Genomic DNA, 11731 nt, shown 5'->3' on the forward strand with positions numbered 1-11731 from the left:
ATAGCTCTTTTTTTATCCAATCATGATTCATTTCGTAATGAATTCGTTTATTAACGTTGGGGTTAGATTCGTAATTATTGACTTTGTAAAAAGGATGTAGTAATATTCATGCATGTGCATGCATTGATTAATTTGACTGTAAGCTGTTTGTTGGAACGCAATGCTTCATACCTCAAATGTAAAAAAGGAGAGTGTATATATGTTAGACTTATTTAGTTCGTATCAGATCAAAGGATTAGATCTTAAAAACCGGGTGGTTATGCCCCCGATGTGTCAATATTCAGTTACCAAAAAAGATGGAGTAGCAAATGACTGGCATCATACGCACTATGTTAGCCGTGCAATTGGCGGTACGGGTCTGATTATCGTTGAGATGACAGATGTAGAGCCGGATGGACGAATAAGTGATTACGACCTTGGACTATGGTCCGACGAACAGATTGCACCACTCGCTAAAATTGTGGAAGATGTACATCACTACGGTTCAAAAATCGGCATTCAAATTGCTCATGCAGGACGTAAAGCGGAGGATGCGAATCCACCTGTCGCTCCGTCACCTATCGCTTTTGATGAGGGATGGAAGACACCACGAGAACTGACAACGGAAGAAGTAAAAGGAATGGTAGAGAAATTCCGCCTTGCGGCACGTCGTGCTGTGCAGGCTGGATTTGACACGATTGAACTTCATGGAGCACATGGGTACCTTATTCATCAGTTCCAATCACCGATCACGAATAAAAGAACGGACGAATATGGACAGGATCGTAATAAATTTGCGGTTGAAGTCATTCGTGCAGTAAAAAGTGAAATGCCGGAAAGTATGCCGCTGATCATGCGTATCTCAGGAACCGAATTTGTTGAAGACGGATATCGTATTGAAGATAGTATCGAGTTCAGCAAAGCTTATAAAGAAGCTGGAGTAGATATGATCCATGTAAGTGCAGGGGGAGAAGGCCAGATTACAGCAGCAGGACGTCCGGGCACGCATGTTGCTTATCAGGTTCCTTTAGCAAGAGCGATCAAACAAAATGTTGATATTCCTGTCATTGCTGTAGGCAGATTGGATGATGCTGCGCTTGCGAATGCGGTTATTGGTAACGAAGATGCAGATCTTGTTGCTGTAGGTCGTGCTATGCTTAAGAACCCGTACTGGACTTTAAATGCGGCAGAGCAGTTAAGAAAAGAAATAGAACTTCCTGAGCAGTACAAAATGGGATTCCGATTGAAATAAGCAGAGAATGTATTGTAACTCGTGTTCATTCTTAATGTTTGCTATACTACAGTTATTGATTGTTTTGTCGTTGCATGGGTTCATTTATTATCCTGAAGGGAAATTACAATATGGAATCAAATCTTATGAATGACTTGATCTCGAACTGGCAGTCGCTAACTCAAATGATAACGAATATCGAGAATACACTTGAACAACAGTTACAAGAAAAACACGATTTATCGCTGAATGAATATTATATGCTCTTGTTCCTATCGGAAGCACCCATGAAGAAGTTGCGATTGCAGCAGCTTGAATCCATGGTGGGACTCAGCCAGTCGGCTATGTCCCGACTCGTAGCTCGCTTCGAGAACAAAGGATGCGGGGCGCTTGCGCGGCATGCTTGTATAGAAGATCGCAGAAGTGTATATACGGCGCTGACAGAGATTGGTCAAGAAAAAGTGAATAAGGCTACACTTACGTTTCAAAAAGCACTTGCAGATGCATTGCCAGATAAGGAGATGGAAGAGCTTATAGTTAAGCTGCTTCAGTCCAAGCGTAAGTTCAAGTGAATATTTTACTACCGAAAGGGCTGTTGATTGATTACAATTAGCAGCCTTTTTGGTATGTGCAAAGAAGTTCTCTACATGAAATATTGTAAAACTGAATCAATTTCATAACTCATGAAAACGATAAATTTGTCACTGTATATAGAAAAATAGAACCATTTTGATTTACATAGTCTTATTTAAAGCAACTAAAGGTATTACGAAATTGATTTACTATAAATGAAATTCAAACATATATCTTTTTTTGTAAGTTATATCCATAATATGTCACGTTGTGATACAATCACGGTACGACATATTCACTTCATTTTAGCTGCATCGGTATAAGTAAAAGGAGGAAGCAGTCTGGTTATCGAAAAAACATTAAAAAAGTATCTGCCTATGTCAGAAACGGCATTTTATATTCTGCTCTCCTTAGCAGAGCCAAGGCATGGGTATGGAATTGTGAAACATGTAGAAGACATATCAAATTCAAGAATTCACTTAGGTTCGGGAACGGTATATGGAACGTTAACAAAAATGCAGAAAGATGGCATTATAACGGTATTTGCCGATGAGGAAAGAAAGACAGTTTATGAAGTGACTGATCTAGGCAGGACATTAATCACAGCGGAGATCAGCAGACTTGAAGAGTTACACGATAACGCGCAGAAATACAGGAGGTTTTTTGGTGAAAATAAAAGTATGTAAACCCTTTTGGAGTTATGATGTGCAGAAAACAGAGGAATGGCTTTCATCGATGTCGGAGAAAGGTCATGAATTAATAGAATTGAATCGGTTAACTCGATATTTTATATTTCAGCAAGGGGAACAGAGAAAAAGGTTGTACAAGATAGGGTTCGATAAAGTTCAAAAGAAGTCATTGTCTAGCTTTTTATCACATAATGGATGGGCAATGGTTTTGCAGAGTGGAAACTGGTATGTAGCGGCTAATGATAAACCTTCAAATGAAATTGAAAGCTATCCTGTACGTGAAAACATCATCAAACATAACAAAAAAATCATGTATCTTTTTGGGAGTATCTTTATTTATTTAACAGTAATTGTTTTATTTTACTTGCTAATAGGATTTGTTTTATCCTCCAAAGTTCAGTTTGGTTTTGTGAAAAGTCCGCTTTGGATTATCTCCTTCCTCTCCGCAGGAATGGGAATCATGCTATGGGCACTTTCCTTTTACTCTATTACCAAGATAAAGGGGTCAAATAAGAGGTTGCTTGGTGAAAGCAATCATTCACTAGAGAGCAATGATTCACTAGAGAGCAATGATTCACTAGAGAGCAGACAAGAGGAAGAAAGACCGAGCAGGGAAGAAATAAAACAGTTAAGACGTTCAGGACAAATCGTAGTAAAGCGAAAGTATGCTTGGACTTATGCGCCGGATAAGCTTGAAAAATGGCTGGAGACAATGGAGGAAAATGGGCTCCATCTTTATTATGTGGGGAAAACAGGAGCCACTTTTTATTTTAAAAAGGGTACTCCCCGTAAAGTAAGTTATTGTGCAGTTTACCAAAACTATATAGATGAAGCTTACTATACTTTTCACAAAGAGGCGGGTTGGAAGCAGATTTATTTTACACCGTTCAACTTTCAAATATGGACTTTATGGAGCCATGAGTATGCAATAGGGGAAGAGCCGCCTCACATCTATAGTGATAAATCTAATCAGTTAAAACATGCTAAACGCATTGCTGCTACCTACTCATGTATATCTATACCTATTGTAGTTGTCCATCTTCTAAAAATAGGAGAATACAGTCAGTTACTACACATTCAAAACTTTGATTTATCTCAAATGATTCAGCTTCTGCTTGGTATTTTGGTCATTTTCATTTTTGGTTCTTTAACGATCCGGACTTGGTTGTATTATAGACGAATTCGATCATTATAGATAATTAGTAAAACCGCTTATTTCAAATAGCAGGGCCAAGCATATGATAATCTATCACTAGAATTAGGAGGTAGAGAACGTATGAGCCAATTTATAGACTCTAGAACATCTCAGAATGCTTCGACATCAAACTCGATATCCATCCCTATTCTTCTGCTTAATACCCCGCAATTGTTTGGCCAAATTGGACTATTAACAGCTGGTGCAGGACCCAATCCGCGTGTGGTATTCAGTGGGACGATTTCCGTACAGGTTCCGCTTGCTTTAGCAGGTATTACGATAAGAATAGTGAGAGGGACAGCACCGACAGATCCCATCGTATATTCTGCAACTTCCACATTTGACCTCAGCCTATTAGCTCCACAGATTATTAACTTTACTGCAACAGACTTTAATCCACCCGTCGCTCCTCAGTTGACCTATTCCGCTTATGTCATCTCGAATCTACTCGGTACAATACGTGTAGGACCAGAGACATTTAATGGACAACTTTATACGGATTAATGTGTGTTATCAGGGTATTGAATAGAATAGATTCTATTTGAAAAAAGAGAAAGGCAGTGAGGTGACCTCACTGCCTTTCGTATGTAACAACGTTAACCTTCCATGATCTTAATATAACAATCCCGGTTACGTGGTCCATCAAATTCGCAAAAATAGATCCCTTGCCATCTTCCAAGCAGTAGTTCTCCATTCTGTATAATAACCGTCTGAGATGTTCCTGTCGTTATGGCTTTCAGATGGGAGGCAGTGTTGCCTTCGGCGTGCCGATATTTCGGATGGTTCCAAGGATAAACTTCATCCAGTCTCATGAGTACATCATGCTTCACATCAGGGTCCGCATTTTCATTAATGGTAATCCCAGCAGTTGTATGCGGGGTATAGATGACTGCTAAGCCGTCTGAAATCCCACTTTTACGTACATAAGACTGTACGTCTCGTGTAATATCTCTCATTTCATCTCTTTTGGATGTATTCAGTTCAATTTTGTGCAACATGTCTTTCCCTCCTGAACGAAATGTTATTCTTATTGTACACATGGTTTATGTAAATGTAACCATTCCTTTGATTTATTCAAAAAAAATGTGCGAGGTTAACAATGTGAGAACAAACCGATCTTATAATGAATATATCTACACCAGTGCTTCAAGGAAGGATGAGGATAATGAACGGAGTAGCGAATCACCAGTTATGTATGATGGATGAATGTTTAGAGGCCGATCGCCTACGTGCAGCGAAAAAACAACTTGTATTTCAAGTGGCGGATCTTCCTCGAGAGATTAAAATTTTGGCGATGGAATGGGGATGGGACGATCCCGAGGTGCTTGACAGAATAGATACCCATATAAATTCAAAAAACAGCAGTATATTCTAACCGTACCTTTACCGCAGATGAGCGGTTTTTTTTGTATATAAAATGGAGGAATAAACTTGGAAAATGACGAGATTCTGCGTTTGCAGTCGCTCGTCATTTGATTATGTATTACATCATGAAACGAAGTAAAGCCATGCAGGCAACACCAATAATGACGGTGAGAGAGAGACTTTTTGTCCATATAGCAGTAATGACGGATGGAATCAGTGCAATCACTACATGCCAGTCAAAACGAAGCAGGCTGCCCGTATCTAGCAGCATACTTTCAGTAACCAGCGCTGTCAGAATGCATACAGGGATATAAGAAAGCCATTTTAGGACGACCTCAGGCATCTGTACACTGCGAACAAAAATAAAAGGAATGATGCGTGGAAGCAAGGTAACGATCATACATCCTAGAATCAGCCCAATCATATTCATACTTATCGTCATCGATCTGTCACCACCCCAATGGTTGCCACAACAATGGTTGAAATGAGTACGGCGATATGAGAAGGAAGCAGGGAAGAGAGAACAATCATCGAAATAATCATATACAGAACTAGGGACAAGCGGTGCGTTAGTTTGTTTTTTGGAGTAGATTGTAACTGCAATACTAATAAAGCCGCAAACATAGCGACAAGAGCAAAATCAAGTCCGAGCGCTTCAGGATTGGATATCCACTGGCCCGACATGGCTCCTAGCGTACAAGCAGCGATCCAGCATAAATAGGCTGTAATATTTAAACCGTTCATCCAGCGATTATTGAGTTTACCCTGTCCGGCGATCCGGCTTGCAGCAACACCAAATGTTTCATCGGTTAATAATGCTCCAAAACCTATGTTTTGCGGCAGCGAGTAACGGGTCAAATAAGGCGCAACGGTCAGACTTAGTAGAAAGTGCCTCAAATTAACAATAAAAGTGGTAAAAATGATCGCTGAAGCAGGTGTACTCGTCACAAGGAGCGCGCAGATAATGAACTGTGCTGATCCCGCATAGACAAGGATAGATAATAAAGCGACTTCAAGAATGCTTAGATTAGAGGAGATGCCTACGATTCCAAAAGCGAATCCGATGCTCATATATCCTAGCAAAGTGGGGACACAGTCTTTCACACCCTGTACAAACGAATCCTCGCTAGCTGTTCGGGTTTGATGAAGCAGAGGTAAGCTCATGAAGATTTCTTCCTTTCAAGTAATAAAGTGCTTTTTTATATCAGATTACTATAGTAAAGAGTTCAGCTGGTTGTCAATCAATGGCAAAGAAAGATAAACTCTATATAGTTAAAGTGACCGCAATAATAGAGAGGGGCATGTTGAGATGATAAATGATTTATGGATGAAAGATAGGGTCAGCACGAAAGAACAACTTCGTATGAAGATTGAAGAGCCTCGGGAAGCGATCATCAGAAAATCTGTGGATGTCGTAGACGAACATATTGAAAAGTATTTGCAATTGTCTTCCTTATTCTTTCTAGGTACAGCGAATTCCAAAACACAGATGGATGTTTCTCCGAGAGGAGGAAAGCCTGGATTCGTTAAAGTGCTTGATCAGAAGCATATTGCTTTTCCAGATCGTAGCGGGAATAAGAGAGCGGATTCTTTACTTAACATCATTGATAACCCAAGTGTAGGTATGGTCTTTATTATTCCAGGTCTTAATGAAGTGCTTCGTATCAACGGAAGAGCCTTCATTACTCAGAATGAGGATTTTATTCAAAGTCAGGAATGGGACGGGACAACGACAGGACTTGCCGTTGTGGTCGAAGTTGAAGAATGTTTCATTCACTGTCCAAAAGCCTTTATCCAAGGCGCAGTATGGTCATCCGAAAGCTGGCCTCAGAAAGACGAATTGCCTAATACGGCTGAGATGTATAGAGCACATCTCTTGCTGAACGGTATCACATTATAACTCTTTTTGTTTTTAGAATGGGGACAAGAGGGGTTGACTAACAATGCTGAATATACCGCAGATCACATTGCTGAGTAAAAATCGGAATATGTTCTGGGCATTTGCGGGTATGCTGATTTCTCGTCTTGGAGATGGTGTATACTCTGTGGCTGTCATTGCCCTTGCCTATGGGATTACACAATCTGGAGCTGGGACTGGAATCGTACTGGCTGCTTTTGCACTTTCTAGCTTTCTGTTTGGATCCCTATCTGGCGTAGCATCGGATCGGTGGAATCGTAAGATGCTGCTCGTTAGTTCGAGTCTTCTATGCAGCGGTGTTGTTATAACAATGGCTGTACTGTCTTACTCAGGAATCTTGAACGTGACAAGTTTAACGATCCTCTCCTTCTTACTTGGTGCGGCTACTCAATTTTTTGAACCTATTGTCAATGCCTTAATTCCCAGGTTCGTGACCAAAGGTGAACTCACAACCGCGAATGCAACGATCGGGATGACAGATAGTCTTGGCTATATTGCTGGGCCCGCTGCAGCTGCCGTTCTTCTTGCATGGTTACCGATCGAGATCGTTCTACTGATCAATGCAGCTTCCTTCTTATTCGCCTCTCTCGCTGCATGTTTCCTACATATACCGCAAATACCCAAGACCGAAAAGAAGCAAACTTCTGTTTTTACAGAGGCAGTGGAAGGATTTACATTTGTCTATCAAACCAAACGTATTCGGCAATTGTTCATCATTAGCTGCTTGTCCTTACTAGCATATTCCCCCTTCTTTGTACTTCTACCCTTATTTCTAGACCAAGATTTATTATTATCTGCTGAGCGCCAGTCTGCCGTGATTGGAATGATTTATTCTTCACTTGCGTTAGGACAATTAGCAGGGTATGCGGTGGTATCGTATTTGCGCTTCAGTACATTTAAGCTGCTCGGCATAGGGTATTTGCTGCAAGCGATCGGCTTTGGCTGCCTGATATTCGTTCATGAAGAGCTGTGGATTGTCTTTTTTATTTTTATTGCCGGGATTTCTTTTGGTCTAACCGGATCTGCCTTCCACACGAATTTGCAGTCTAACACTCCAGATGATCGCCTTGGAAGAGTCTATGGTGTGAATTATACCGTCAGCGGACTTAATGCACCGATCGGAAGAAGCGGCTCAGGTATACTGGCGGATGCTCTGGGAACCAAAGTGATGTTTTCAGGCATGACGTTTCTGTTTCTCGTATCGTCAGCGATGTCATTTTGGCAGACGAAAGGGAAAGCGGCTGCACAAGAGGAAAATAACCACTTGCCTATGTAAAAGGACTTATAATAAACGCATTTTAAAATGTACACTAAAACAAAGCATACGAAGAGACATTTTGTTTCTTCCTTGCTTTGTTTTTTTGATTTAAGGCTAATTTCATTCCATAACTCATACGATGAGTTAAGGGAAGTAATTAACCATGTGAAATAAGGGGAGATGCGAAGTTGTTGTCCTTCTTATTATTTGTTTTTGCTGTGGCGGCTGCGATATCAAGTGTTGATACGACATGTGGACTAAATGTGCTGGGAAGCCTTGAGAGTACAAAGGTCAGCAAAATGAAGTATGCAGTAGTCTATATTTTTTTCTGTACACTTGGGGGTTTGTTAACAGGACTAATTATCGGCGGAGCAAACCTTTTACTGAAAGGAATTCAAGTGGACTTGTATTATAAGCCTGTTATTATCATTATTTTCCTGATTTTTATTGGACTTGAACTGTGGAACAAAGCAGGGCTGTTGCCTTCCGGTAACTTTATCGTACCATCTGTCTGGATTAAAGATGCAGGATACCGCACAGCAGCGCTATGGGGAAATATTCTGGGGATGGGCTTTATTACTTTGCAAGCAGGCGTATTATTTCATTGTTATGTCCTAATCTCTTTGTTTTCTGCTCCCTGGTGGCTAAGTGTGGTAGCGGGTTTTTGTTTTGGAATCGTTCGAGGTATGGTGTTCAGTCTTCCTTTTATAAGGTCGGTCGTCTATCAGATGCTGGAGAAAAGGGTGTTCAGACACACAGCGCTTACTGCCATGCGGCTATTCGCTTCTTACATACTTCTTGTAGGTTCCATTATTCTTATTTTCATGAACTAGTCTAAGATCGAAGGAGACCTGATGATCATGTATGATCTTACAGCGATGTTACTAACACTTCCCATGCTCTTTTCTATAGTCAGCTATATATGGAGTAAGATCTTCCGTGATCCGCATCATTTCCCAGGTAATTCCCATATGCATCTATTATTAATCGTAATGCAGTTTATCTCGGTTACTATCCTTTTTACAATATCATCCGCTATGGGATTACTTAGTTTGTCTGTTCTTTATCTTATTCAAGGAATCGGTGTTATCTATTATTTACAGCGTAATGGAAGGGTCGATTGCGGATGTTTTGGTTCACAAATTGCATCTAAACTAAGCTACCGGCTTGCCGCTGGCAATGGGATTTTAGCTGTCATTTCTCTCTTTATTTTCATGGATCGCTGGCTGCAGACTAAGGAATTACCTTTATCTTTATCGCTGGAAGGTCTCCTGATGGAACTTTTGTGTATGATATTTGCTCTGGTTTGTGTAGTCGGAGTGCCGGATGCCGTCTACGCGATTCGCGCTTACCGTGCTATAGCCGCTACCTATGTTGAAAAAATAACGAAGTAGAAGGTGTTTTCTCATGTCCACATTCTTTTGGGTATCGTATGCGATTTTATGGCTGCTCGTTGTTCCGTTAGTTATCCTCAATCTAATCTTGTTCAGGCAACTCGGCATTATGATTATGGGGACAGCAAGAGGAGTGAATCAGTCAGGTATTCCTGTTGGTGAGAGGCTTCCGGCAGCCACAACTCCCCACCTAGATGGCAGGCAGTGGTCTACAGAAGAACTGAATGGAAGACCTGCTCTGATGTTATTTGGGTCGCCAACGTGCAGAGAATGTGCTGAAATCCTGCCTGATTTTCAGCTGATGACGAGAGAGCATCAGGTACAGCCGGTTCTTATGTTATTCTCATCGGCAGAACTGGCCGAGGATTATGCTCATCAAATGGAGTACGAGAATGAAGTCGTTCTAGTAAGTTCCGAATTTGCTCATCAGCTGGATGTTCAAGTGACTCCTTATGCTTATGCAATCGATTCGCAGGGTGTCATTAGACATAAAGGACTCGTCAACAGCCGGGAACAACTAGAAAGTTATATTAAATCGGCAAAGGTTTCCTAGTTATAAGGGGGAATTGGATGTGGCGTAAACCTGTTAATAAAGACGAGCAAACACAAGATTCGATCAGCCGCATCACTCGAAAATGGACGCGTAAAACCTGGCTGAACCGAATTTCTGAGCAGATTGCTTTGATGCTCGCTAAGTTATTGATTAATCCAAGAGAAGATGTGGCTAAAGTCTCTTTTTTATCGGGAGCTTGCTCTCCGCCACACGGACAATTTTGCACCGGATGCGGAGCGGACGGCTCTTGCCCCTCCACGTATGTTACTTGCACAACGAACAATTCATTGAATGGATGCAGAGGTTTATGTCCGCATCCTTCCGGCTGGTGGTATACGAGTGATCCGGTAGGGGTAAGAGCGAAATGTATGGATTGTGTGAGTCAGTACATTCAGCCTAACAGCGGGAATATGTGGTGTTATAAAGGCGCTCAGATTACAGGACAATATGTCATTTGCGGTTGTAAGTCTACGAACTTATATTAATTTAGGTGAATCAATTTCATAATACCTTTTTAATGTGTTACGAAATTGATTTAGGTGATAAATTATTTTGGAGGAAATGAATATTATAAAAAAAAGAGCACTCGTAACCTGACAGATCAGGCGATGAATGCTCTTTTTTTCGTAAAAATGCTCATTTATTTAATGGGATTAATTTACGAGTTCAATAAATTTGCTGGCTGCCGTGGACAGCGGCATATTACGCATAGTCATAAGACCCACTTGAGAGGGAGGCATTTGGATATCGAGTTGAATTTCAAATAGAGAGCCTTCTTCAAGTTCTTTCGAAATGAACTCTTTCGTTACATAAGAGATGCCAAGACCTTTTCGTGCAAGTTCAATCAACAAATCTACACTGCCTACCTCGATTTCAGGTTTGATTTGATGTCCGTAGGTCTGAAAAAGTTCTGTAATTGCCATTCGTGCCCGGCTGTTGCGTGAAAATAAAATGATTGGATACTCAAGCAGGTGTTCGAGTGTTAATACGCGATCTTTAAGTTCCGCATAACGAGCTCCCGCCACAAAGCAGTCCTGCAGGTGAACTCCACCAATGACCTCGATTTGTGGATCAACGATCGGCATCCGAACGACACCTAGATCAATCTTGCCTTCCTTCAAGAAAGCAATGGTTTCTGGAGTTGTCCCGTGATTAAGGTGAAGCTTAATACCCGGATATTTCTGATGGTAGCTCTCTAGATAAGGAAGCATGTAATGTTTGAACAAGGAATCGCTTCCGCCGATTCGCAGATCACCGCTATCTAGTTTCTTAAGTGCCGTCATTTTTTCTTCAGCGAGTGAAATCAGAATATGGGACTGTTCTATATAGGAATATAAAGTTGCCCCTTCTTGGGTTAAAGAGACCCCTTTGGAAGTTCGGTAAAACAAGGTGACACCCAGGCTTGCCTCCAGTTGTTTGATCGCGTGACTGACACTTGGCTGAGTAATAAACAGCACTTTTGCTGCGCTAGAGAGGCTTCCGGTTTTCGCTGCCCAATAAAATACTTTGTATAGTTCGTGATTGATCATAGACGTCATCTATAGCTCCTGTGAAATATATTAATTACCTGTATAGG

16 protein-coding genes are annotated in these 11731 nt (G+C 41.1%); 12 read left to right on the forward strand and 4 right to left on the reverse strand.

What is annotated here, in order from left to right; all coding sequences use genetic code 11:
- Window positions 1-199: 199 nt before the first annotated feature.
- The 5 genes from KJS58_RS06170 (at window position 200) to KJS58_RS06190 (ending at window position 4171) form a co-directional block, all read left to right on the forward strand.
- Complete coding sequence (locus tag KJS58_RS06170; RefSeq protein ID WP_213531434.1) at window positions 200-1231, forward strand: NADH:flavin oxidoreductase/NADH oxidase; 1032 nt, start codon at window positions 200-202, stop codon at window positions 1229-1231.
- Between the two features lie 110 nt (window positions 1232-1341).
- Window positions 1342-1782: a MarR family winged helix-turn-helix transcriptional regulator gene (locus tag KJS58_RS06175; RefSeq protein ID WP_160031760.1), complete on the forward strand. Its 441-nt coding sequence runs from the start codon at window positions 1342-1344 to the stop codon at window positions 1780-1782.
- A 378-nt stretch (window positions 1783-2160) separates the two neighbouring features.
- Entirely contained in the window at window positions 2161-2469 is a 309-nt protein-coding gene (locus KJS58_RS06180; RefSeq protein WP_374705788.1) for a PadR family transcriptional regulator, read from the forward strand.
- Complete coding sequence (locus KJS58_RS06185) at window positions 2450-3667, forward strand: DUF2812 domain-containing protein (RefSeq protein ID WP_213531435.1); 1218 nt, start codon at window positions 2450-2452, stop codon at window positions 3665-3667. The genes KJS58_RS06180 and KJS58_RS06185 overlap by 20 nt, the downstream gene beginning before the upstream one ends.
- Before the next feature lie 81 nt (window positions 3668-3748).
- A complete protein-coding gene (locus KJS58_RS06190; protein WP_213531437.1) occupies window positions 3749-4171 on the forward strand; it encodes a hypothetical protein in 423 nt (140 codons plus the stop codon).
- 92 nt (window positions 4172-4263) lie between these two features.
- Here the strand turns inward: KJS58_RS06190 and KJS58_RS06195 are convergent, their stop codons facing one another.
- Window positions 4264-4665 carry a secondary thiamine-phosphate synthase enzyme YjbQ gene (locus tag KJS58_RS06195; protein WP_213531439.1) on the reverse strand — a complete coding sequence of 134 codons (402 nt, stop codon included), beginning with the start codon at window positions 4663-4665 and terminating at the stop codon, window positions 4264-4266.
- 167 nt (window positions 4666-4832) lie between these two features.
- On the opposite strand from KJS58_RS06195, the gene KJS58_RS06200 reads away from it, so the two are divergent.
- On the forward strand, window positions 4833-5042 hold the full coding sequence (locus tag KJS58_RS06200) for a hypothetical protein (RefSeq protein ID WP_213531440.1): 210 nt from the start codon (window positions 4833-4835) through the stop codon (window positions 5040-5042).
- Between the two features lie 108 nt (window positions 5043-5150).
- Here the strand turns inward: KJS58_RS06200 and KJS58_RS06205 are convergent, their stop codons facing one another.
- Both KJS58_RS06205 and KJS58_RS06210 read right to left on the reverse strand, forming a co-directional pair.
- Window positions 5151-5474: an AzlD domain-containing protein gene (locus KJS58_RS06205; RefSeq protein WP_213531442.1), complete on the reverse strand. Its 324-nt coding sequence runs from the start codon at window positions 5472-5474 to the stop codon at window positions 5151-5153.
- The gene (locus KJS58_RS06210) at window positions 5471-6196 is read right to left on the reverse strand and encodes an AzlC family ABC transporter permease (protein ID WP_213531444.1); all 726 of its coding nucleotides are present in this window, start codon (window positions 6194-6196) and stop codon (window positions 5471-5473) included. The genes KJS58_RS06205 and KJS58_RS06210 overlap by 4 nt, the downstream gene beginning before the upstream one ends.
- A gap of 145 nt (window positions 6197-6341) precedes the next feature.
- Between KJS58_RS06210 and KJS58_RS06215 the strand changes: the two genes are divergently transcribed.
- From KJS58_RS06215 to KJS58_RS06240, 6 genes are all read left to right on the forward strand, one after another.
- A complete protein-coding gene (locus KJS58_RS06215; RefSeq protein WP_213531445.1) occupies window positions 6342-6932 on the forward strand; it encodes an MSMEG_1061 family FMN-dependent PPOX-type flavoprotein in 591 nt (196 codons plus the stop codon).
- Window positions 6933-6975: 43 nt separating this feature from the next.
- Window positions 6976-8226, forward strand: a complete 1251-nt coding sequence (locus KJS58_RS06220; RefSeq protein WP_213531446.1) for an MFS transporter — start codon at window positions 6976-6978, stop codon at window positions 8224-8226.
- A 170-nt stretch (window positions 8227-8396) separates the two neighbouring features.
- Window positions 8397-9041, forward strand: a complete 645-nt coding sequence (locus tag KJS58_RS06225) for a hypothetical protein (RefSeq protein WP_213531448.1) — start codon at window positions 8397-8399, stop codon at window positions 9039-9041.
- Between the two features lie 27 nt (window positions 9042-9068).
- On the forward strand, window positions 9069-9602 hold the full coding sequence (locus KJS58_RS06230; protein ID WP_213531449.1) for a MauE/DoxX family redox-associated membrane protein: 534 nt from the start codon (window positions 9069-9071) through the stop codon (window positions 9600-9602).
- Window positions 9603-9615: 13 nt separating this feature from the next.
- Window positions 9616-10155 carry a thioredoxin fold domain-containing protein gene (locus tag KJS58_RS06235; RefSeq protein WP_213531451.1) on the forward strand — a complete coding sequence of 180 codons (540 nt, stop codon included), beginning with the start codon at window positions 9616-9618 and terminating at the stop codon, window positions 10153-10155.
- A gap of 17 nt (window positions 10156-10172) precedes the next feature.
- On the forward strand, window positions 10173-10640 hold the full coding sequence (locus tag KJS58_RS06240) for a hypothetical protein (protein WP_213531453.1): 468 nt from the start codon (window positions 10173-10175) through the stop codon (window positions 10638-10640).
- 168 nt (window positions 10641-10808) lie between these two features.
- On the opposite strand, the gene KJS58_RS06245 is transcribed toward KJS58_RS06240, so the two are convergent.
- Window positions 10809-11693, reverse strand: a complete 885-nt coding sequence (locus tag KJS58_RS06245; RefSeq protein WP_213531455.1) for a LysR family transcriptional regulator — start codon at window positions 11691-11693, stop codon at window positions 10809-10811.
- Window positions 11694-11731 lie beyond the last annotated feature (38 nt).

Origin of the sequence: Paenibacillus sp. J45TS6 (assembly GCF_018403285.1) — a bacterium.
GTDB lineage: Bacteria > Bacillota > Bacilli > Paenibacillales > Paenibacillaceae > Paenibacillus.

Excerpts from the sequence above, each read along its gene's own strand:
- KJS58_RS06215 (WP_213531445.1), top strand. The coding sequence starts at position 6,342 with ATGATAAATGATTTATGGATGAAAGATAGGGTCAGCACGAAAGAACAA.
- KJS58_RS06180 (WP_374705788.1), top strand. The coding sequence starts at position 2,161 with ATGTCAGAAACGGCATTTTATATTCTGCTCTCCTTAGCAGAGCCAAGG.
- KJS58_RS06200 (WP_213531440.1), top strand. The coding sequence starts at position 4,833 with ATGAACGGAGTAGCGAATCACCAGTTATGTATGATGGATGAATGTTTA.
- KJS58_RS06175 (WP_160031760.1), top strand. The coding sequence starts at position 1,342 with ATGGAATCAAATCTTATGAATGACTTGATCTCGAACTGGCAGTCGCTA.
- KJS58_RS06230 (WP_213531449.1), top strand. The coding sequence starts at position 9,069 with ATGTATGATCTTACAGCGATGTTACTAACACTTCCCATGCTCTTTTCT.
- KJS58_RS06245 (WP_213531455.1), bottom strand. The coding sequence starts at position 11,693 with ATGACGTCTATGATCAATCACGAACTATACAAAGTATTTTATTGGGCA.
- KJS58_RS06235 (WP_213531451.1), top strand. The coding sequence starts at position 9,616 with ATGTCCACATTCTTTTGGGTATCGTATGCGATTTTATGGCTGCTCGTT.
- KJS58_RS06190 (WP_213531437.1), top strand. The coding sequence starts at position 3,749 with ATGAGCCAATTTATAGACTCTAGAACATCTCAGAATGCTTCGACATCA.
- KJS58_RS06195 (WP_213531439.1), bottom strand. The coding sequence starts at position 4,665 with ATGTTGCACAAAATTGAACTGAATACATCCAAAAGAGATGAAATGAGA.
- KJS58_RS06170 (WP_213531434.1), top strand. The coding sequence starts at position 200 with ATGTTAGACTTATTTAGTTCGTATCAGATCAAAGGATTAGATCTTAAA.
- KJS58_RS06210 (WP_213531444.1), bottom strand. The coding sequence starts at position 6,196 with ATGAGCTTACCTCTGCTTCATCAAACCCGAACAGCTAGCGAGGATTCG.
- KJS58_RS06220 (WP_213531446.1), top strand. The coding sequence starts at position 6,976 with ATGCTGAATATACCGCAGATCACATTGCTGAGTAAAAATCGGAATATG.
- KJS58_RS06240 (WP_213531453.1), top strand. The coding sequence starts at position 10,173 with ATGTGGCGTAAACCTGTTAATAAAGACGAGCAAACACAAGATTCGATC.
- KJS58_RS06205 (WP_213531442.1), bottom strand. The coding sequence starts at position 5,474 with ATGACGATAAGTATGAATATGATTGGGCTGATTCTAGGATGTATGATC.